The sequence below is a fragment of the Bacillus sp. SA1-12 genome (assembly GCF_000981385.1).
Lineage (GTDB): Bacteria > Bacillota > Bacilli > Bacillales > Bacillaceae > Metabacillus.
The window spans coordinates 63727-84488 of the sequence record NZ_LATZ01000002.1 but is presented as its reverse complement, the minus strand read 5'-3'; the positions used below and the strand labels follow the sequence as shown (position 1 = coordinate 84488).

General features: G+C 35.7%; 23 protein-coding genes. 18 read left to right on the top strand and 5 right to left on the bottom strand.

What is annotated here, in order from left to right:
* Positions 1–78 precede the first annotated feature (78 nt).
* Complete coding sequence (locus tag WQ54_RS01610) at positions 79–990, bottom strand: heme A synthase (protein WP_046511138.1); 912 nt, start codon at positions 988–990, stop codon at positions 79–81.
* Between the two features lie 857 nt (positions 991–1847).
* Here WQ54_RS01610 and cyoE point away from each other — a divergent pair.
* The 9 genes from cyoE (at position 1848) to eis (ending at position 10504) form a co-directional block, all read left to right on the top strand.
* Complete coding sequence (gene cyoE / locus WQ54_RS01605; RefSeq protein ID WP_046511135.1) at positions 1848–2777, top strand: heme o synthase; 930 nt, start codon at positions 1848–1850, stop codon at positions 2775–2777.
* A gap of 101 nt (positions 2778–2878) precedes the next feature.
* Positions 2879–3958 (top strand): cytochrome c oxidase subunit II, encoded by a 1080-nt coding sequence (gene coxB / locus WQ54_RS01600; RefSeq protein WP_046511132.1) that lies wholly within the window; start codon positions 2879–2881, stop codon positions 3956–3958.
* Positions 3959–3989: 31 nt separating this feature from the next.
* Positions 3990–5846 (top strand): cytochrome c oxidase subunit I, encoded by a 1857-nt coding sequence (gene ctaD / locus WQ54_RS01595; protein ID WP_046511129.1) that lies wholly within the window; start codon positions 3990–3992, stop codon positions 5844–5846.
* Positions 5846–6472 carry a cytochrome c oxidase subunit III gene (gene ctaE, locus WQ54_RS01590; RefSeq protein WP_046511126.1) on the top strand — a complete coding sequence of 209 codons (627 nt, stop codon included), beginning with the start codon at positions 5846–5848 and terminating at the stop codon, positions 6470–6472. The genes ctaD and ctaE overlap by 1 nt, the downstream gene beginning before the upstream one ends.
* 4 nt (positions 6473–6476) lie before the next feature.
* A complete protein-coding gene (gene ctaF, locus WQ54_RS01585) occupies positions 6477–6809 on the top strand; it encodes a cytochrome c oxidase subunit IVB (RefSeq protein ID WP_046511123.1) in 333 nt (110 codons plus the stop codon).
* Positions 6810–6963: 154 nt separating this feature from the next.
* Entirely contained in the window at positions 6964–7866 is a 903-nt protein-coding gene (gene ctaG / locus WQ54_RS01580) for a cytochrome c oxidase assembly factor CtaG (RefSeq protein WP_046511120.1), read from the top strand.
* Positions 7867–7985: 119 nt separating this feature from the next.
* On the top strand, positions 7986–8453 hold the full coding sequence (locus WQ54_RS01575) for a DUF420 domain-containing protein (RefSeq protein ID WP_046511117.1): 468 nt from the start codon (positions 7986–7988) through the stop codon (positions 8451–8453).
* A gap of 301 nt (positions 8454–8754) precedes the next feature.
* Entirely contained in the window at positions 8755–9270 is a 516-nt protein-coding gene (locus WQ54_RS01570) for a GNAT family N-acetyltransferase (protein WP_046511114.1), read from the top strand.
* A 58-nt stretch (positions 9271–9328) separates the two neighbouring features.
* Positions 9329–10504, top strand: coding sequence for an enhanced intracellular survival protein Eis (gene eis, locus WQ54_RS01565; protein ID WP_046511112.1), 1176 nt, complete (start codon positions 9329–9331; stop codon positions 10502–10504).
* A 118-nt stretch (positions 10505–10622) separates the two neighbouring features.
* On the opposite strand, the gene WQ54_RS01560 is transcribed toward eis, so the two are convergent.
* Positions 10623–10979 carry a YugN family protein gene (locus WQ54_RS01560; protein WP_046511109.1) on the bottom strand — a complete coding sequence of 119 codons (357 nt, stop codon included), beginning with the start codon at positions 10977–10979 and terminating at the stop codon, positions 10623–10625.
* A gap of 285 nt (positions 10980–11264) precedes the next feature.
* On the opposite strand from WQ54_RS01560, the gene safA reads away from it, so the two are divergent.
* Both safA and WQ54_RS01550 read left to right on the top strand, forming a co-directional pair.
* Positions 11265–11888, top strand: coding sequence for a SafA/ExsA family spore coat assembly protein (gene safA / locus WQ54_RS01555; RefSeq protein ID WP_046511105.1), 624 nt, complete (start codon positions 11265–11267; stop codon positions 11886–11888).
* Between the two features lie 291 nt (positions 11889–12179).
* A complete protein-coding gene (locus WQ54_RS01550) occupies positions 12180–13247 on the top strand; it encodes a CAP domain-containing protein (RefSeq protein ID WP_046511678.1) in 1068 nt (355 codons plus the stop codon).
* Positions 13248–13378: 131 nt separating this feature from the next.
* On the opposite strand, the gene WQ54_RS01545 is transcribed toward WQ54_RS01550, so the two are convergent.
* Positions 13379–13867 carry a PaaI family thioesterase gene (locus WQ54_RS01545; protein WP_046511101.1) on the bottom strand — a complete coding sequence of 163 codons (489 nt, stop codon included), beginning with the start codon at positions 13865–13867 and terminating at the stop codon, positions 13379–13381.
* Positions 13868–14305: 438 nt separating this feature from the next.
* On the opposite strand from WQ54_RS01545, the gene WQ54_RS01540 reads away from it, so the two are divergent.
* The 5 genes from WQ54_RS01540 to WQ54_RS01520 all read left to right on the top strand — a co-directional run bounded on the left by WQ54_RS01540 (position 14306) and on the right by WQ54_RS01520 (position 16845).
* Entirely contained in the window at positions 14306–14707 is a 402-nt protein-coding gene (locus WQ54_RS01540) for a YlbD family protein (protein WP_046511098.1), read from the top strand.
* A gap of 32 nt (positions 14708–14739) precedes the next feature.
* Entirely contained in the window at positions 14740–14979 is a 240-nt protein-coding gene (locus WQ54_RS01535; protein WP_046511096.1) for a YlbE-like family protein, read from the top strand.
* A gap of 347 nt (positions 14980–15326) precedes the next feature.
* On the top strand, positions 15327–15755 hold the full coding sequence (locus tag WQ54_RS01530; protein ID WP_052737614.1) for a hypothetical protein: 429 nt from the start codon (positions 15327–15329) through the stop codon (positions 15753–15755).
* Positions 15756–15828: 73 nt separating this feature from the next.
* On the top strand, positions 15829–16278 hold the full coding sequence (locus WQ54_RS01525; protein ID WP_046511092.1) for a YlbF family regulator: 450 nt from the start codon (positions 15829–15831) through the stop codon (positions 16276–16278).
* 294 nt (positions 16279–16572) lie between these two features.
* Complete coding sequence (locus WQ54_RS01520; protein ID WP_046511089.1) at positions 16573–16845, top strand: YlbG family protein; 273 nt, start codon at positions 16573–16575, stop codon at positions 16843–16845.
* A gap of 119 nt (positions 16846–16964) precedes the next feature.
* Here WQ54_RS01520 and WQ54_RS01515 read toward each other — a convergent pair whose 3' ends face one another.
* Positions 16965–17354: a hypothetical protein gene (locus tag WQ54_RS01515; protein WP_046511086.1), complete on the bottom strand. Its 390-nt coding sequence runs from the start codon at positions 17352–17354 to the stop codon at positions 16965–16967.
* Between the two features lie 641 nt (positions 17355–17995).
* Here WQ54_RS01515 and rsmD point away from each other — a divergent pair.
* A complete protein-coding gene (gene rsmD, locus WQ54_RS01510) occupies positions 17996–18565 on the top strand; it encodes a 16S rRNA (guanine(966)-N(2))-methyltransferase RsmD (protein ID WP_046511084.1) in 570 nt (189 codons plus the stop codon).
* Positions 18566–18568: 3 nt separating this feature from the next.
* The gene (coaD, locus tag WQ54_RS01505; protein WP_046511672.1) at positions 18569–19051 is read left to right on the top strand and encodes a pantetheine-phosphate adenylyltransferase; all 483 of its coding nucleotides are present in this window, start codon (positions 18569–18571) and stop codon (positions 19049–19051) included.
* Positions 19052–19351: 300 nt separating this feature from the next.
* Here the strand turns inward: coaD and ylbJ are convergent, their stop codons facing one another.
* Positions 19352–20575, bottom strand: a complete 1224-nt coding sequence (gene ylbJ, locus WQ54_RS01500) for a sporulation integral membrane protein YlbJ (protein WP_046511081.1) — start codon at positions 20573–20575, stop codon at positions 19352–19354.
* Between the last annotated feature and the right edge of the window lie 187 nt (positions 20576–20762).

The window sequence follows — 20762 nt, the reverse complement described above, 5'->3', positions numbered from 1 at the left end:
TTTTTAGTGCTGGAGGGAGACCCTTTGTTTTTGAGACAACCCTTTTTTATTTTTTCCTTTAATGCTTCAGATATCAGTTTATTCGCCAGTATTCATTTTGTTTCTGCTTACTAAGAGAAGGAAGTAGCTCAAAAGACCGAATAAACAAGAAATAATTAACGCATGGGCTAAAGAAATATACAGGTTTAACCCTGTTACAACGATAAGTGCACCTGTTGTAACCTGCAGTGAAACAAGTATAAAAGCAATAATCCAACCCCAATAAATAATTCCTTGATGTTTATGGTGTTTGATTGCTTGCCATGTCACATATGCGATCCAAACAAAAATTAATCCTGCAGCAAAACGATGCCCCATTTGGATCCATTCATGCAATGTTGCTGGCATCCCGCCAGTCCGGTTGCTGCATAAGGGCCATTTTGGACAAGCAAGACTTGCTTCTTTATGCCTGACATAAGCCCCTGTATAAACAACCAAATAAGAGTAGACAATAATACCGATCATATGAAACTTCATTTGTTTATCAATAATCAGCTTCTTTGCATCAAATTTTTTATCTACCTCGAAGATTAACAATGTTAAAAGAAGTACGGATGCAAAGGATATAAGTGATATACCAAAATGAAGAGCAAGGACTGCATCTGATTGGCCCCATTTAACAGCAGCAGCACCAATTAATGCTTGTAAAACTAAGAAAAATATCGATAGTATGGCTAAGAATTTTGTTTCTCTAATATGACCAATCTTTTTCCATGACCAAATAGAAAGGACTAGAACAGTAATCCCTGCAAGCCCGCTAACCATTCGATGACTTAATTCTACTACTAGCTCAAAGGTAATTTCACTTGGTACTAACTCGCCATGACATAATGGCCAAGAAGTTCCACATCCTGCACCTGACTCGGTTTTTGTCACTAGGGCTCCGCCAAGTAAAACAAACAGCATAATGACTGTCGTCAACACGGCAAACCATTTAAGAGCACGTTGCAAAATGTTCACCTACTTATATAGTAAATTGATAAAAATATTTTGGTAAATACTCCATCGATAGTACACAATGTAGTAAAAAAAGACAATAAATTCTCTAAAAAGTTCACAAAACTATAAGATATCTTCAAATGCGTAAGCGCCTTGCTCGCTGCGGAAAAAAAGAGTTTTACAACCTACTGGCGGCTTCTTAGCTCAGCAAGTTCAGCCAATCACAGTGAACTCTAGGGACTTGGCTTATGAAGCGAAGCCAAAGTACAGAGTAATTATTATTCATAATTAAATTGCATTTATCATCCATAAACTGATGAAATAATGAATGAAAATTTTCCTAGTATAAAATTTTTACATTATTCATAGTGATTTATACAAAAAAGGTTGAATATTCAAGTGGAGTTTGCTAGAAATAAAAGGGGAGAAATTTGAAGTATTGTCATTTTTTGAAATAGTTCTCCTGATTTTTTTGTTAACTTTGGCTTTATGGGTCTAGCTTCTTTTGTCCCATGTAACTTTCTTACATTAGCTTTAGTAATAGAAAGATTGAAATTGGTTTATTTTATTAAGTAATGTTTGCTGATCTATGATAAAATAGGATGGTTGGTTTCTGAGTGGCAATTAATAGAATATATTCAAAAATTACCCTTTCACAATTTCGACAAAATTACTTCATGAATTGTTCACAATTCTAAGTAGAATTATGATTTAATAACAAGTAGACCGTTTTTAATTTGTCGATTTTTTAGTATCATAGGATATAGAAAAATAGTCGGTTGGAACCGCCTTCATCTTACGCTGAAATGAATAGGCATACATGAATGAAGAGATTTAGCATAATGATATGAAAGTTAGGAGGTACAGAGTTGGCAAATACGAAAGTTTTGGACGATGCAGCTGTCAAGCATCATTCAAACGATATGCATGAAACAACGCTTTGGCAGGATTTCCTTTCTTTAATAAAAGTAGGTATTGTCAATTCTAATGCAATTACAACATTTACCGGCATATGGCTAGCCCTTTATTTTAGTGGAGAAGGGTTTCTAGCTAATATAGATATTGTCTTGTTTACTTTAATTGGTTCATCTTTGGTCATAGCAGGATCATGTGCTATTAACAACTATTATGATCGTGATATTGACCACTTAATGGAACGAACAAAAGAAAGGCCGACCGTTACCGGAAAAGTAAATCCCCTCCAAGCATTGCGGATCGGAATTTTTCTACTAACAATCGGGTTTGTCTTTATGTTAATGACAACATTAACTGCAACAATAATCTCTTTAATTGGGGTTGTTACATATATTTTTCTTTATACGATGTGGTCAAAAAGACTGTATACAATAAACACTGTAATAGGAAGTGTTTCTGGAGCTGTTCCACCGTTGATTGGGTGGGCAGCAGTTGATGCTAATCTAAGTGTAATGGCATGGGTGCTGTTTTTAATCATGTTTATTTGGCAGCCGCCGCACTTTTTAGCTTTGGCAATGCGCAGAACCGAGGAATACCGCGCTGCTAATATTCCGATGCTGCCAGTTGTCCATGGATTTGATGTAACTAAACGTCAAATCATGGTTTGGATTGCTTGTTTGCTTCCGCTCCCATTTTATCTTTATGAATTGGGCATTGTTTTTTTGCTATTAGCAACAGCGTTAAATATTGGCTGGATTATTATTGGAATAAAGGGTTTTAATAATAAAGATGCAGAGATGAAATGGGCAACAAAGATGTTTGTTTATTCCATCAATTACTTAACAATTTTGTTTGTATCAATGGTGCTCTTTACCATTGTTTAATAGTGAAATTCTTTCTTAAAAAGAATTTATTTATAAAAAGAGTTCCTGAATGAAATACTGATAGGACTTTAAAAATTTTGAAAGAGGGGTTTGATTTAGCTATGAAAAAATGGCTGACAAAATGGCGTCTGTTTTCATTATTTGCTCTCATGACGCTAGTTTTAGCCGGCTGTGGTGAACCGTTTCTTTCCACGCTAAAGCCTGCTGGTGAAGTAGCGGATATGCAGTACGACCTGATGATGTTAAGCACGCTCATCATGGTTGTTGTCATTGCAGTCGTAACGGTAATCTTCATTTATGTTCTCGTTAAATTCCGAAGACGCAAAGGTGAAGAAACTAACATTCCTGTTCAAGTTGAAGGGAATCATAAACTGGAAATCATTTGGACTGTTATTCCTATTCTTTTACTTCTTGTCTTATCAATTCCTGTTGTTACTGCAACTTTTAAACTTGCAGAAGTTGATGCGATTGATGATAAGAATCGTAAACCAGAAGATGCAATCGTCGTTAATGTGCGTGCAAATCTTTACTGGTGGGAGTTTGAATATCCAGACTTCGGAGTTGTAACGAGTCAAGACTTAGTAGTTCCAACTGATGAGAAGGTTTACTTTAACTTAATCTCTTCTGATGTTAAGCATGCATTCTGGATTCCATCAGCAGGTGGAAAGATTGATACTAACACTGAAAACGTTAACCAAATGTGGTTGAAGTTTGATTCAGAGAGAGCTGATCAAGCAGGGGAATACTTTTATGGGAAATGTGCTGAACTTTGTGGACCATCACATGGTTTAATGGACTTTAAAGTGAAAGCATTATCAAGAGATGAATTTGACCAATGGATCTCTGACATGAAAGGTGCAAAATCAGTCGCTGCAACTGATTTAGCTAAACAAGGTGAACAATTATTTGAAGAAAAGGGATGTATTGCGTGTCACGCAGTATCTCCAACTGATGAGCGTCCTGCAGCAGCACGTACTGCACCTAACTTAGGCACATTTGGAGAGCGTGCAAGAGTTGCTGGCATCCTCCCGCATAATGAGGAAAGCATTCGCAACTGGCTGGAAGATCCTGAAAGCTTTAAGCCTGGCAATAAGATGACTGGAACTTATCCAGAATTATCTGATCAAGAACTAGATGCTCTAACAGAATACTTAATGGGACTTAAAGTCTCTAGCAATTAATTTTTAGCAAAATGAAAAGGGAGGTAACACTGTGAGCACGTTAACTCAGAAAAAAGGGGTCTTATGGGACTACTTAACAACAGTTGACCATAAAAAGATTGCCATCCTTTACCTGATATCCGGTGGCTTCTTCTTCCTTGTTGGTGGATTAGAAGCAATACTGATCCGCATTCAGCTAGCTGTTCCGAATAATGACTTTGTTAGTGCAGGCCTATATAATGAAGTTTTAACAATGCACGGAACAACTATGATTTTTCTAGCTGCAATGCCATTAATATTCGCATTAATGAATGCGGTTGTACCTTTACAAATTGGTGCGCGTGATGTAGCTTTCCCATTCTTAAATTCTCTGGGTTTTTGGTTATTCTTCTTCGGTGGAGTATTCTTAAACTTAAGCTGGTTTTTAGGTGGAGCGCCTGACGCTGGTTGGACTTCATATGCATCATTAGCAACACAATCTCCAGGTCATGGAGTCGATTTTTACCTATTGGGATTACAGGTATCTGGTATAGGTACGCTTATTGCAGGGATTAACTTTCTTGCAACAATAATTAACATGCGTGCCCCAGGAATGACTTACATGCGTATGCCATTATTTACATGGACTACATTTGTAGCATCAGCACTTATCTTATTTGCTTTCCCAGCATTAACTGTGGGCTTAGCGTTACTTATGTTTGACCGTTTATTCGGTACAGCATTCTTTGACCCTGCTTTGGGTGGAAATACAATAATTTGGGAACATTTATTCTGGATTTTTGGACATCCTGAAGTATATATCTTGATTTTACCTGCATTTGGAATATTCTCGGATATTCTTCCGGTATTTTCAAAAAAACGCCTATTTGGATATTCTTCAATGGTATTTGCAACAGTGTTAATTGGATTCCTTGGATTTATGGTATGGGCTCACCATATGTTCACTACTGGTTTAGGACCGATTGCAAACGCGATCTTTGCAGTCGCAACAATGGCAATTGCTGTCCCTACCGGTATTAAAATTTTCAACTGGTTATTTACCATTTGGGGCGGTTCAGTAAAATATACATCTCCGATGATTTGGTCTGTTGCCTTTATCCCTTCATTTGTTATTGGTGGGGTTACAGGGGTTATGTTGGCTGCAGCAGCAGCTGACTATCAATACCATGACAGCTATTTCGTAGTTGCCCACTTCCATTATGTTATTGTAGGTGGAGTTGTATTCGGTTTATTTGCCGGAGCAATATATTGGTGGCCAACAATGTTTGGAAAATTGTTAAATGAGGCAATGAATAAAATTACATTTGTTTTATTCTTTATAGGATTCCATTTAACATTCTTTATTCAGCACTTTTTAGGTTTAATGGGTATGCCTCGTCGTGTCTTTACATTCTTACCTGGTCAAGGTTTGGATACTGGTAACTTTATTAGTACAGTTGGTGCTTTCTTTATGGCAGCAGCAACGATTATATTTTTAATAAACGTTGTTTATACAGCTGTGAAAGGTGAGAGAGTTGGCAAAGATCCATGGGGAGACGGCCGAACTCTTGAGTGGTCAATTTCATCACCTCCGCCAGAGTATAATTTTAAGCAAACTCCACTTGTTCGTGGTCTTGATGCACTCTGGATTGAAAAAATGGAAGGTAATAAAGAATTGACACCTGCAGAACCGCTTGGCGACATTCATATGCCAAATAGTTCTATATTACCTTTCTTTATGGCATTTGGATTATTCATTGTATCGTTTGGATTAATGTACCGTGAAGACCATGCTTGGGCTTTACCAGCAATATTTGTAGGTTTCATTATTACATTTGCTTGTATGTTCTTACGATCCATAATCGACGATCATGGGTATCACATTCATAAAGAAGATTTACTTAAAGAAGATAAAGGAGGGAAAGCATAATGGCACAAGTTGAAGAAAAATTAACTGCGGAAAATTTTCCTGCATCGCCTGAAAAAGCTACCCTCGAAGGAAAAAATAAGTTTACAGGCTTCTGGTTGTTTTTAGGCGGAGAGACAGTTTTATTCGCTAGTCTCTTTGCTACTTTCTTAGCATTGAGAGAATCCACAGCAGGTGGAGCGACAACTCAAGAACTATTTGAGATACCTCTTACATTTTTGGCAACTATGCTGCTTTTAACATCAAGTTTGACAAGTGTTTACGCAATGTATCATATGAAGAACTTTAACTTCGGTAAAATGCAATTGTGGTTAATCATCACAGTTCTTTTAGGTCTAGGCTTTCTTATTTTAGAAATATATGAGTTTAATCACTATATTCATCATTATGAATTTACAATTAAAAGCAGTGCTCTTGGTTCAGCGTTTTACACTTTAGTTGGAACTCATGGATTGCACGTTGCTTTCGGTCTTTTATGGATCACTACCTTAATTGTTCGTAATGCAAAACGTGGATTAAACTTATACAATGCACCTAAATATTATGTAGCTAGTCTTTACTGGCATTTCATTGACGTCGTATGGGTGTTCATCTTTACGGTTGTATACTTAATGGGAATGGTGGGATAAACTGATGGCAAATAATCATAATTCAGCAAACCCAAAAGTAGACTTGGCATATCGTCGTAAGAAAAATGCAGAGGATATGAAGCACCAGGTCATATCATTTGCATTGATGATCTTTTTAACGATAGTTGCATTTATCGCAATTGGATATGATGGGATTGGAGAATGGTTTAAAGTGCCATTTATCATCACTTTAGCGGTTGTTCAGGTCATTTTCCAATTATATTACTTCATGCATATGAGTCACAAAGGGCATGAAACAGCAGCGTTATTTTTATACTCAGGTATTGGTGTTGCAGCGCTAACAATCTTAACCTTTGTTACAATTATCTGGTGGTAAGTATGTTTAAAGGACAATTGGCTTTTAATGCTGATTGTCCTTTTATCTTTTCGTTCTCAAGTAATCCATTCTTTGTCATAGAACGTTCATTGATACAGGATTAGCAGATGTGTATAATTGGTTTGAAGGACTAGCTTAAGGAGCTGATTTGGAAATGAGCTTTGGAATATTTGGATTTCGTGCGTTATGGAGTCCTTACTTTTTAGTCGTTATGATATTAATAACCATTTTGTATTTTTTAATAATTGGACCATGGCGTTCTAAATTTAAAGAAAGTACTCCTGTTTCAACTAAACAGAAATTATTATTTATCAGCAGTATTGCGGCATTATATATAAGCAAGGGAAGTCCAGTGGATTTACTTGGACATATTATGTTTAGTGCCCACATGACGCAAATGGCCATTTTGTATTTAGTGGTTCCTCCATTGTTGATCCTTGGCATTCCTGTTTGGTTGTGGAAGGCAATGATTTATCGTCCAGTAATTAAGCCATTGATGAAGTTGTTTACAAATCCAATTATTGCTTTGATACTTTTTAACGGCGTATTTTCACTTTATCATGTTCCACTAGTGTTTGATTTTGTGAAAACAGATCCTGTTTACCATGCAGCAATGACAATAATTATCTTTTTTACAGCTATGTTTATGTGGTTTCCATTACTTAATACATTGCCTGGATGGAAATCGCTTACAGGAATTAAAAAGGTTGGCTACATCTTTGCCGACGGTGTTTTGCTAACTCCAGCCTGTGCTTTGATTATCTTTGCATCAGATCCAATGTATGCAACCTACTCTGAGCCCCAAGCATGGGTAAATGCACTAGCATTATGTGTACCTGCTGATATGCTTTCAGGTTTAAATTTAACAGGCCCTGAAATGTTTAATACGTTACCGCTCATTGAAGATCAACAACTTGGCGGCGTACTAATGAAGATTATTCAAGAAATAGTTTATGGAACCATTCTGGCATATATCTTTTTCCAATGGGCACGTAAAGAACGTGAAAAAGATGAGATTGATATGAAAAAGGATTTTTCTCCTGAACCTGTTAAATAAGGTTATGGTGACGCAGCTCCTTTTGGCAAGTCAGCAATGGAAAGGGAGTTGAAATTGCGTCACCAGATACATAATATCGGTATTGTTACTGTTTCGATAACATAAAGGAAGGAATAAAAATGAATACTTCATTACCTATTTTGCCTACCATAAGTACCACTTTTATTGTGTTAAGTGCAATTACTGTTGCAATTGGCTGGTATTTAATTAAACAACGAAAAATTGATGCTCATAGAAAGGCTATGACGGTTGCAGCCATTTTTGCAGTTCTGTTTTTCCTTATCTATGCATCTAGAACGATATTTATTGGAAATACTGCTTTTGGTGGTCCAGAAAATATTGAAATATACTATACGATCTTTTTGATTTTTCATATTACATTAGCAACAGTAGGAGCAATATTAGGAATTATTACTTTGGTTTCAGGTTATAAAAAAAATTACGAACGACATCGTAAATTAGGACCGGTAACAAGTATTATCTGGTTTTTTTCAGGAATTACTGGTGTTGCCGTTTATTTACTGCTGTATGTGTTTTATAGCGGCGGTGAAACAACCTCTGTTATTAAAGCAATCTTAGGGTTTTAAACATATTTACAAGGTGGTTTAGAATAAACTGTTCTAAACCACCTTTTTTATTTATCAACTTACAGTAAAATACCCGAAGTAGGATTTAAGTGAAGTTAAGATAAGTGAGGGATTATTGCCCAATAAGACCTAACAAGTTTCGCAAACATCATCGGTGGGGGATGGTCTTTGCCGCATTCTAAGGTAAAGTCGAATTTGTACATCTTAAAACACTCACTGATAATCTCATTTTTGTATACGTATAATTTTCTTGGAAAGTCCTCTGCATCATCCATAATAATTGGTAAAGGGGGGAAATGGATTGATCGAAATTTTAACGAATCGGCTAATGATAATACCTTGTTCACTGGACATTGCTAAATCATTAGTGTTTCATCGAAAGGAGCTTGATAAACGGTCGCCAATTGAATTCCCTTATAGCTGGCCGTCACCTTTAGTAAAGGGCTTCCTTCCATTTTACATTGAATGCTTAGAAAAAAAACTGCCTGAAAAAGATTGCGGTTTATGGTTGATTATACTTTATGAGGAGAAGAAAATAATAGGTGATATTTTATTATTAGGAAAGCCTTCTAAGGAAGGTGAGGTTGAATTATGTTATCATGTAGATGATAAGTATACTGATGAATCGATTGCATTTGAAGCAGTCGATGCTTTTATTGACTGGTTAACCTATCAAAAATTTGTTAAAAGAGTTGTCATTGAGTGCGATGTCAGGAAGGATCAATCAATCAGACTATTTGAAAAGCTAGGGATGATTTGTACGAAAAAAGATGGACGCTTTTTAAAATGGGAGATTCAAAAGAAAGATTTAGAATGAAACTTTAATTGGTGGAATGCGGGCTTTTCCCCTTTCCACCGCAGGGGAGTGAATGTGCGTGATACGGGAAATAACAACCGAGGATTATGAAGATATCATTGCTTTATCAGAATATGCCTTTCAATTTAAAGTTGCGGATCAAGAGTTGAATGAAGTAAAAAGAAAATTGGATAACCAGTACATTTTAGGAGCTTTCGACGAAAATAAACTTCATGCAAAGCTTCATGTATACCCTCTGCAAGTTAAAATAAAAAACCAAGTGTTTAAAATGGGAGGGGTTGCTTCGGTAGCAACATGGCCAGAGGCAAGGAGAAACCGGAAAGTAGCAAGCTTACTTAATGAAAGTTTAAATTGGATGAATAATGAAGAATATGATATTTCATATTTGCATCCTTTTTATGTTCCTTTTTATCGGAAATTTGGTTGGGAGCTTATTTGCTCAGAAAAAACCTATACCATATCGAAAGAAGATTTAATTTTTATACATAATTCAAATGGAACATTTATTAGAAAAACAAAAGAAGATGCCTTGCCTTCTTTAATGAATATATACGAAGCATTTTCTGAAACATACAATAGTCTGCTTATCCGAGATCAAAGCTGGTGGCAAGATGTTGTATTAAAAAAAGGTGAGCATGTTATTATACATGTGAATGAGCATAAACAAGAAGATGGTTATATGCTTTACACAGTGAAAGACCGCGAATTAGTTATTCATGAAGTAGTTGTATTAAGTGAAATGTCGAAAAAGGATTTTTGGAATTTTATTTGTCAGCATGACTCAATGGTATCGACAGTAAAATGGAAGACACATGAAGAAGATCGATTGACATTGTTTATCCCAAATCCCAGGGTTAAAACAGAAATTCATCCTTATTTTATGGGGAGAATTGTTAATGTAATGAGGTTTCTTCAAAAATATCCATTTTATATTCAAGGTGAGAATCCCTTAATCCTGCATCTATCAGATCCAGTTTGTACGTGGAATAATGGGACTTTCTTTTTACAAGGTGATTCAATTAAATCTTTTCAAAAAGATAATGGTGCATCCACAAATGCTCCTAAGAAAGGCTTAATCATGAATATTGGGATATTAACATCTGTTTTATTGGGACATTCTGATCCAAAAAAACTATTTGAAATAGGCATGATCCAAGGTGAAGAACAACAATTGAACTTACTTCAAGAATTACTTCCATCTTCAGGTACATCTTTATTATTTGACTTTTTTTAGAACAGACGACTTAAGACGCAGTGTAAAATAAAAGGTCAGAACCCTTTAAACATAAAAGAGTGGATTTAAATAACTCCACCTATAAGTTTTTTAGGGCCTGACCTTTTTTATTTTGCAATTATTGAACTTTTTGTAATGCCTCAGAAACTTGCTTTAATACAGTTTTGCTAGTGCTAACAACACTTTCAGGGAAGTTTTCGCCTTCGCCATACTCAACACCGTGTGGGTAATAATATTTACCTAAAAGCGGAGTTATTAATTTAATGACTGCATGACGGCCGCCTACATCACCCTCTACAGCGTAGCCTTGAATACGAAGATAATAAATTTCCCCTTTTGTTTCAATTTTACGATCATATGTAACACGCTCATAATCCCATTGACCAGCTAATACAAGACCATGATCTTCCATTATTTCAGTTAGACGAGATAAATCGAGTGTTACACCTTCAATACCTGTACCTTCCATTCTCATATGTATGTCCCTCCTAAAGCCTTTTCACCATAATATATTATAGCTTAATTATCTTAAAAAGTTAAAGTGAAAATATTGTTTTCTTAGTTTAATCCTTTACTATACTTACATTGTGTAAACGCATAACAAAAAATGCACCATAAAGAACCATGCATCTTTTTTAATAATATTATGAATGAATGCAACTTGCAATGTAAAGTTAATAACTTAAAATGGCGAGGCTTATTTTTATAGAGTTAAAACTTCCTTTATGGGTAAAACTATTCGTTGAAGGAGGGTGTACAAATGACTAAAACAATACAAGGTTTTGTGATGATTTTTTTATTAATTGGGCTATTTTCTTTCCCGCAAAACGCTTTAGGCCAAACGACTACTCATACTGTTAAAAGCGGGGATACTCTATGGCTTATTGCACAGCGTTATCAGGTTGGCTTATCGGAAATTATAAGTGCCAATCCACAGTTTAAAAATCCAAATTTAATTTACCCAGGTCAAAAGGTGAACATTCCACAAATAAGTGGAACGAAATCAATTGAACAACAAGTTATTTCACTTACAAATGCTGAGAGGCAAAAGGCTGGATTGCCGGCATTAAGAGGCAATTGGGAGTTATCTCGTGTTGCTCGCTATAAGTCTGTTGATATGAGAGACCGAAATTACTTTAGTCATACTTCACCTACATATGGGTCACCATTTACGATGATGAAAAACTTTGGGATCTCTTACAGAACAGCAGCAGAAAATATTGCTGCTGGGCAGACAACTCCTGAGGCAGTAGTAAAAGCGTGGATGCAGAGTCCGGGACATCGTGCCAATATATTAAAACGTGATGTAACTGAAATAGGTGTTGGATATGCAAAAGGCGGTTCATATGGCCATTATTGGACACAGATGTTTATCGGAAGGTAATAAAGGTTATTGTCACATGCTTATAGTAAGTAGACACCTTTTTGGCAGGTGTCTATTTTTTGTCCACCAGATCAACTAATATTTAGTATAATATAATAAGAAGACGAATTTAGATGAAGAAGGTTTCTAATTCATTATATTAGGAAAAAACGTAAACATATACTATACTACGTTTAACAGACTATTTGGTCGGGAACAATAGCATTAACACGTACACAACAAATAACAAGTATATCAATAGTCACGTTTCATATAATGATAGAAAGCAGAGCAGTAAAGGAGGGGATTAAACTGCGTATTTTGATCCGAACGGCCGTCATTTTTTTAATCATCTTTTTAAGTTACACCCTATTTATATATTTTGGACAATATACTCCATCTGAACAGCATGAGGAAGAAAATGTTCAAATTTCAAATGAAGAATTATTAAAGGAAGAGTCTGAGAAAAAAGATAAAACTGCTAAGCTGCCTGATGAGGGAATATTGTCGTTAATGAATAAATCTTCAGAAGAAATCACAGCTCTTTTTGGAGAACCAGATCGAATTGACCCTTCTGCGTATGATTATGATTGGTGGATTTACCAAGAATCTGATAATCAATACATGCAGATCGGGATATTAGGTCAGCGGGTTGTGACTGTATATGCAATCGGTAGTGAGGTAAATGCAGATCCATTCAAAATTGGACAACCTGTCCAAGAGGTATTTAAAATTGCACCAGTTTCTCCTAGTATTTCATTGGATTATGATGGTAATTCTTATCGATTTGAATTTTCAGAGGAAGACATGAACACCAGGCCTACAGTTAAGCTTGAAGATGTTTATGTACAATTATATATTGATAAGTTTGATGGAACTCTATCAAGTATACGAGTAGTGGATGCCGAAACATTCATTAAGCAGCGTTCATATGAAGTAACATATCGCGGAGAACTTATTGAAGCAAATGAAATTGGTGAAGAAAAATGGGGAAAAATAGAGGATGGTGCAGAACAACAAATTTTGTCAATAACTAATGTAATTCGTGCCCGTCATGATGTCCCGTCTGTTAAGTGGGACGATCCGACTTCAGAGGTAGCATTTTTACACAGTCAGGATATGAAGGTTAATGATTATTTCTCACATGAATCTCCTACCGAAGGGACATTAGTTGATCGGCTTGCAGATCTAGATGTGAAATATGAAATGGCGGGAGAAAATATTGCTGCACAATATGTAGATGGAATTGCAGCTTCTGAGGGCTGGCTGAACAGCAAGGGACACCGTGAAACATTGTTAAATGAAGAATTTACCCATTTAGGTGTGGGTGTAGATGGTTTGTATTACACGCAAAACTTTATAAAAAAGTGGGAACAGTAAGGTAATTAAAAAGGGTCTGATCTTTCCAATAACTAATATATGACTTTTTAGGTATCATATATTAGGCATGGGGATCTGACCCTTTCGTTTTTTAACAGTCTCAATATGTAAATTTAAACTCTATTTTTAAATTAACTCCGGTTAATGATAAAAAAGCTTGCAGTACTATGTGCTATAAGTGTTCCATCGTCTCGAAAAACTTTCCCTTCTGTCACAACAGTTTTATTTCCTTTATGAATAATATTGGTTGTGCATGTTAATTCTTTTCCAACACCAGGGGCTACATAATTTATTTTTATTTCTGTTGTTACAGCAGTTTTGTCTGGAGGTAACACGTGATGGACAAGCCCGCCCATTGCTGAATCCAGCAGAGTGGCAGTAATACCGCCATGGACAATTTGTAAGGAATTTTGGATAATCGGAGTATTTGGGATTTTTATGGTGAAATGATTATCTTTAAATTCACCTTCCGCGTGAAGGAGTGCACCGATATAAGAGCCCTTTTCATGATATTGTTTCCTCTTTAACCCGCTGAGTAAAAGTTGAAGGACATATAGATTCTCATCATCTCCCACTTGTAAGATCTCTTTCGTCATTTGTAAAAGCTCTTCTTTTGTCATGGCTAACCCTCTCCTTTTGCTAGTGATATTTTACCAAAATATTCTATGTAGTAGCAATTATTAATTTTGACTTCGAAGTAATATAGTTGCCTTATATTAAAACTTCTTTGTTTTAAGGTTATGTTCCTAAAATTGTATATTGTGAAGTAAGTTGTTTGAACGGATAGACGAAACGCTAAGGGGAAAAACGGGACAGGGGAGAGACAAGAAGAGCTGAGGAGGCACGCTGATCACCCGCTTAAATGAAGCGTCAACAGGAAAATTAAACAGTAAATTTAGCGCCTTACTCAAAAATGTAAGAATCATTTTGAAAAAAGGTTGATCCATTTTTTTACTCTTGGAAGGCGAATAAGAAAATATCAAATCAGAAAAAATGGGCGAACGTTCATGTTTCTTTTTCGATAAGATATGATAGGTAAATGCAATGAGGTGAGGATAATGGCATCAAAAAAAACACATCAATCTGTTCAACAATTTAAGGAATTTGTTAAACTGCATCCAAAGCTAGTACAAGAAGTAAGAAAAGGAAACAAAGAATGGCAGGAAGTGTTTGAGGATTGGTACTTACTAGGTGAAAATGATGAAGTTTGGAAGCAATACCGTGATGGTAAAAGTGAAGAGGAAACAACTGCAACTGCAGAAAAAAAAACCGACATTATGTCTCAAGTGATTGCAGCGGTAAAAAATATGGATATCAATACAGTTAATCATCATATATCAAATATGAGCAATACGATATCAACAATACAAGGATTGTTTGATACCTTTGGATTATCCAAAGGTTCAAGACAGAGTTCATCAAGTGGTAACCAACATCCCTTTTCTTTCAGAAAGGATTAATAACCAATTGTGACGGCTGTAGGAGTGGTTATATGAGAAAAGAAGTACAAGAACATATTCGAGCAAATAAAGAACGGCAGAATTTTTTAAGAGAGCAACCAATCTGGTTTCGAAAACTTTCAAGAAATCCCACTGATTTAGAGTCATTGGAACTAAATATGATGAACTATTATCAAAAAACAATCCCCCACAAAGTTCAACAATTTTCAAATTCAGTACAGATGGCCTCCATGATGATTGCAATGTTTCATTCTATGAGGCAACAAGATTAAACGACTTTTGACAAGTCGTTTTTTTCATTATCCCGTTTTAACGGGGCACTAATACCAAATTTAAGCTTAAAAAGTAAAAGTGAATCTAACAAGGTAAGTGGAGTAAACTGCCTGTAAAAATGCCACGAGGGATTGTTATCCAAGTCAGGCCATATTTAAAGATGTAATGGTTTAAGAATGATAAGTCCGCTTACCATCAATGTAGAAGACTGACTCGCCACTTCCATTGGCAAAGTCAGCACTTTTACATCCTGTACCTCGAGAAAGATGGAAGTCTTACTATATAGATAATAATGACTCATGAATTTATTCTTTAAGGTAAACAATACAAAAAAGGAGGCGAAACAATGAAGGGATTATTAGCTCTTTTAGTAATAATTATTTGTTTGTCAGGATGTATTGAACACAAGCCAAGACCAGAAGGTTCCTTGAATATAATTCCAATTCAAGTTGCAGAGGCATCAAAGGATGTTATAGAAGTTGTAAGCCAAAACAGGGAATCGTCTTTCATGATAAAACATCATGTGAGAAATCGGTCTGTTTATGTGGAATGCTATATTCCAAACTTTAAATTTAAAAAAACAGGCGGAAATAAAGTAGCTGGCGAAGGTCATCTAAGTGTATATGTAGATGGTAAAAAAGTTGATGATATGAACACAGCAGCCTTCGTTGTTAAGGGATTAGAACCAGGAAATCATGTTATGACAGTCGAGGTTGTACATAATGATTCCTCAAGTTATAACCTGAAAAAAACATTGGAAGTGAACATCCAATAGTAAAAAGCAAAAGCAGATGTTTTTCATTTTCCAGCAAACATGGTAAAATAAATGACGGAGGTGCAAATACTCTATGTTTGCTACTATGGAAAGCATGTTACTGCTCGATCATGCCGATCAGCTTGCTAAATTGGTGCTTCAATCTGAACAGGCTGAAGCTTATCGAAGCAGTTATTATAGATTAAAAAATGATAAGAACGCGCAACAGCTTATTTCTAAATTTGCAAAAACAAAGGATATATATGAAGATGTCCAGCGTTTTGGTAAATATCATCCAGATTATCGTAAGATATCAAAGGAAATGAGAGATATAAAAAGAGAGCTCGATTTAAATGAGAGTGTAGCTAATTTTAAAAAGGCTGAAAATGAATTGCAAGCTTTACTTGATGAAATAAGTGTTCAAGTTGGTCAAGCCGTTTCTGAACATATTAAAGTTCCAACCGGAAATCCGTTTTTTGATACAGGTTCAAGCTGCGGCGGTGGTTGCGGCTCAGGCGGAGGCTGCGGTTGTAAGGTATCTTAAGAGGTTGTCTCAAACCATAGGGTTAGACTCCAAAACACAAATAGGACAAAAAATTCCTTGTATTGGTGTTTATTGGATGGGGTCAAACCCTTTAGAGGCAACCTCTTATTTTTTGGTATATTCAGTTTTTTTAATTTTTTTTTGTGAAATATTGTGAGAAGTTAAAATTTTTGCTAGACTTTTTATGATTGATTTATTATAAATTATTTCGTCTTTTTTCACTGAGTCTGGCCACAGACTTCCTACATCATTGAAAAACGCAAGCGTTTTTCTTATCAATAAGGGAGAATCATTATGTTTGAAAAGCGACAAGGTATCGTTGTTTGGCTTCACTCATTAAAGCATATAAAGATGCTTAGAAAATTCGGAAATGTCCATTATGTTTCAAAACGGCTTAAATATGTAGTTCTGTATTGTAATATGGAAATGCTGGAGCAAAATGTACAAAAGCTTACATCCTATTCGTTCGTTAAACATGCAGAGCCTTCTTATAAGCCTTACTTAAAATTAGAATATGAATCCAAGGTGGATAAGGCAAAGGAATATGATTATAAGATTGGTTTATAATCCGTGAACTGGATTTTTTGTAAAAAAGCAGACCATTGACTATCCAATGATCTGCTTTTTTATTTTCCGGCTATATTAAGGGTCTTTGTAGAATAGGCACTATGTTAATCATAATGATACTATTGTAATGGTGGAATATAATGATTCAATCTCAGGATGCCAATTAAATATTGATAGTACAGGGCATGTTCATTAAACATTGTAGATGGTTTAACTGTGATTTGAATAATGTCTTTATTTAAAAAGGAAGCAAGCTCTTCAAACAGCTCATATCGTTTATTTTGTGTGAACTTTGGATTTGGAATTCCTTCCCTGCACATATAGAGTGCTTGAAATTTCCCCGGATCAGTAGGCTGCATGACCACTACTAAGGAAGAAACCTCACGTTCATTCAATTTTGTATGTAAGGCAATCAATTTCGATACACGATGTTTGTTGGCTTTTGCATTTTCAATAAGTTCATAAATATCTGAGTAGCCTTCACCAATTTCTATAAATCGTTGAATCATTGTACCTCCCCCTAATAAGTAAAATTCTATAATTTAAGGTCGACATATTACTATATCATGAAGAGAATAAAATGAGAAGAAATGAGATAGAAATAACTATTAAATGTAAGCTTAGTTAGAGTTTATTGTTTATTTTTTCACTATGAATAGTGCTATCAGAGTGGATGAAACGACTCCTAAGGGTGCATGGAACAAGGGAGACGTAATAAACCCCATAGCACTGTGTTTGTGCATATGGACCATCGTCTAAAGTTAGGGAGCTACTATTGGAAATCAAAAGGCATGCTAAATAGAGCATAGATAAAAAAAACCCTGCAGATATTCTCTGCAGGGTCCTTCAATACCTTTTAAATAAAAGGCTGAAGGCAAAGGGAGAGGAGAAACCGGAGGAAGAACTTATGGGGAAACGTAAGTCTTCTCCGCGGTTGGCAACAACATCAACGAATCGATGTTGTTACTATTCATTATCACCAATTGGTTTTTCCATATACATAAATGTTAAAATTTTTCTTATTCTATTCGTAGAGGTTACATGTTGTAACATATTGACGGCGTATGGTAGGATATAGCTTGGATATATTTTAACATAGTAAAGTTTTTCTATTTTAGGATGTTTACTAAAAAAAGTAGTGGTGAAAGAAATGAGAGTAGTATCAGGTCAATATAAAGGCAGGCCATTGAAAGCAGTTCCCGGTGTTACGACAAGGCCTACAACAGATAAGGTAAAGGAAGCCATTTTCAATATGGTAGGTCCTTATTTTGACGGAGGAATGGCCTTAGATTTGTTTGCAGGAAGCGGAGGCTTGGGTATTGAGGCGATTAGCCGCGGCATTGAGCGCTGCATTTTCGTAGATCGTGAGCATAAAGCTATACAAACTATACATAAAAATCTTGAGGCATGTCATGCTGAAGAAGCTGCTGAAGTTTATCGTAATGATGCAGAGCGGGCATTAAAAGCAATTATAAAGCGTGAGCTACGATTTGAATTGATTTTTTTAGATCCACCGTATAAGCAACAAAAATTGAAAGCGCTTATCAGTTCGATTGGAGAAAATCTTTTATTGCAGGAAAAGGGATTTATTATTACTGAACATGCCGCAGATGTACAATTACCTGAGGGGATTGCTCAATTTTCTCTAATAAAAAATGAAACTTACGGTATGACGAAAATATCCATTTACGGATCTAAGAGTCGTTTAGGGGAGGAATAAATGATGGAAAGCATAGCAGTTTGTCCAGGTAGCTTCGATCCGATTACATACGGACATTTAGATATTATTAAAAGAGGTGCAAAGGTATTTGATCAAGTTTATGTATGTGTATTAAACAACTCCTCAAAACAGCCCTTATTTTCGGTGGAAGAGCGTTGTGAATTAATTAGGGAAGTAACAAAGGACCTCCCAAATGTTTTTGTTGAGTCATATAAAGGACTGCTCATCGATTATGCTCGTGAAAAACAAGCAAAATCCATTTTAAGAGGTCTTCGTGCAGTATCGGATTTTGAATATGAGATGCAAATTACCTCTATGAACAGGGTGCTTGACGATCAAATTGAAACTTTTTTTATGATGACAAATAATCAATATTCATTTTTAAGTTCCAGCATAGTAAAAGAGGTTGCAAAGTATAAAGGGAATATAGCGGAGTTAGTGCCTGAAGCCGTTGAAAAGGCATTAAAAAGTAAGTTTAACAAATAAAGGTGAGGAGCTCCTCACCTTTTTGTTCTTCTTGATAAATGTAAACATTTTACTACTTTTGGTAAACGTGCAGCTGCCAGCTCCAGAGCAACGGATGCAGCTGCCATCCTTTTAGTTTATTATTGATTTTCAACTCCAGCTCCTAGCTCCGCAAGTTAAGCCACTTAAGAATGGAAAACAAAAATTCTTTACGTCTTATTTTTCTAGGATGTCAGATGTCCTGATCTTTTTTAAGATAAGAAATTGTAGAGTTTTTATTAATATTGGTTTCTAATTCCAGGCGCCATTGGTTTTAGGGAATTATGTCGTCTTCGTAAATACATTTCGCTTTCCGTATAAGTAAATATAAACAAACAATGAAATAATAGTGACAAGTGGTCCAAGATGGATTGTTAATTCCCAGTAATCTTTTGCCCAATCAGGACTATGCTCCATCAGAAAGACCGGTAGTGAATTTGGGTTTTCAGCCTTTAAATCTAAATACAAGGGCTTAAATAAAAAGTAAGCAATAACAGAAGAGTAGACTCCCTGTAATATACGGGCGATAAAAAAAGGTTGAAAACGTATATCTGTATCTGCTAAAATGCTTGCTACTTGTGCCTGTATTGATAACCCGCCAAAGGCTAATATAAAACTTGCAATCATTACCTTATCTAATAAATCTGCGGTTGCTTCACTGACAAGCTGATTTCCAAGTGTTATTTCAAAAATTCCGGTTATAAGAGGCACACTTAAACTTGTAGCAAGATGTAATAGCGACAGAATCCCTGAAAAAACAGCTGCAATCCAATCGGTAATATTGACAAGAGCCATTATCTGATTGAAAACAGAAAAAAGAATAATAAAACCACCGATCATCAGCAAAGTTTGTATTGATGAGATCACTGCATCACCAAGCATTTTTCCTAGAGGACGAGTTTCATTTATCCTTGTTAAATGGAGTTCTTTAAATGCGAGTTTTATTGAAGGTAACAACCTATATTTTTTTCCTCTCTCCAATTGTTTTTCAGATCCTCCATAAAATCTCATCGTTAGTCCTACACATAAATTACCTAAGTAATGGGAAGCGGCAAGTAAAATTCCCAGTGATGGTTCACCAAAAAAGCCCACTGCTACTGCACCGAAAATAAATAAGGGATTTGAGGAACTGGTAAATGATACTAAACGTTCTGCTTGTATAGAAGAGATTTGCTTCTCTTGTCGTATTCTAGCTGTCAATTTTGCTCCAGCAGGATTCCCTGAGGCCATTCCCATTGCCCAAACAAAGCCCCCTACACCAGGTACACGAAAAATCGGTCTCATTAACGGTTCAAGCAATACACCGATAAATTTTACGACGCCAAATCCTATCAGTAATTCTGATACAATAAAAAAAGGCAATAAGGATGGGAACACAACCTCCCACCAAATCTTTAATCCTCGGGTTGAAGCAACAAGTGATTGTTCGGGATTAAGGATAATGGCGACCGTAAGTCCGCCGATAAAAATAGCGATAAAAATAGTTTTTAGTTTTGAAAGACTCAAAATGATGCCCCCTAAACATCTGAATGCATTTGTACGGTAGTATGAAGCGAGATAGTAAATTTTCAATTTTCGTACAACCTCTTTAATTCAATATACGAGAATAGGTGCATATTTTAGACCATAAGAATGTCGTATATCCTATTTAGAAAATAAATGTGAATGAAATTTGGATGAAAACGTTTATTTA

Bases quoted from the DNA above. Each gene is read 5' to 3' on its own strand.
- coxB (WP_046511132.1), top strand. From the start codon at position 2,879: ATGAAAAAATGGCTGACAAAATGGCGTCTGTTTTCATTATTTGCTCTC.
- ctaE (WP_046511126.1), top strand. From the start codon at position 5,846: ATGGCACAAGTTGAAGAAAAATTAACTGCGGAAAATTTTCCTGCATCG.
- ctaF (WP_046511123.1), top strand. From the start codon at position 6,477: ATGGCAAATAATCATAATTCAGCAAACCCAAAAGTAGACTTGGCATAT.
- ctaG (WP_046511120.1), top strand. From the start codon at position 6,964: ATGAGCTTTGGAATATTTGGATTTCGTGCGTTATGGAGTCCTTACTTT.
- WQ54_RS01575 (WP_046511117.1), top strand. From the start codon at position 7,986: ATGAATACTTCATTACCTATTTTGCCTACCATAAGTACCACTTTTATT.
- WQ54_RS01560 (WP_046511109.1), bottom strand. From the start codon at position 10,979: ATGAGAATGGAAGGTACAGGTATTGAAGGTGTAACACTCGATTTATCT.
- safA (WP_046511105.1), top strand. From the start codon at position 11,265: ATGACTAAAACAATACAAGGTTTTGTGATGATTTTTTTATTAATTGGG.
- WQ54_RS01545 (WP_046511101.1), bottom strand. From the start codon at position 13,867: ATGACAAAAGAAGAGCTTTTACAAATGACGAAAGAGATCTTACAAGTG.
- WQ54_RS01540 (WP_046511098.1), top strand. From the start codon at position 14,306: ATGGCATCAAAAAAAACACATCAATCTGTTCAACAATTTAAGGAATTT.
- WQ54_RS01535 (WP_046511096.1), top strand. From the start codon at position 14,740: ATGAGAAAAGAAGTACAAGAACATATTCGAGCAAATAAAGAACGGCAG.
- WQ54_RS01530 (WP_052737614.1), top strand. From the start codon at position 15,327: ATGAAGGGATTATTAGCTCTTTTAGTAATAATTATTTGTTTGTCAGGA.
- WQ54_RS01525 (WP_046511092.1), top strand. From the start codon at position 15,829: ATGTTTGCTACTATGGAAAGCATGTTACTGCTCGATCATGCCGATCAG.
- WQ54_RS01520 (WP_046511089.1), top strand. From the start codon at position 16,573: ATGTTTGAAAAGCGACAAGGTATCGTTGTTTGGCTTCACTCATTAAAG.
- WQ54_RS01515 (WP_046511086.1), bottom strand. From the start codon at position 17,354: ATGATTCAACGATTTATAGAAATTGGTGAAGGCTACTCAGATATTTAT.
- rsmD (WP_046511084.1), top strand. From the start codon at position 17,996: ATGAGAGTAGTATCAGGTCAATATAAAGGCAGGCCATTGAAAGCAGTT.
- coaD (WP_046511672.1), top strand. From the start codon at position 18,569: ATGGAAAGCATAGCAGTTTGTCCAGGTAGCTTCGATCCGATTACATAC.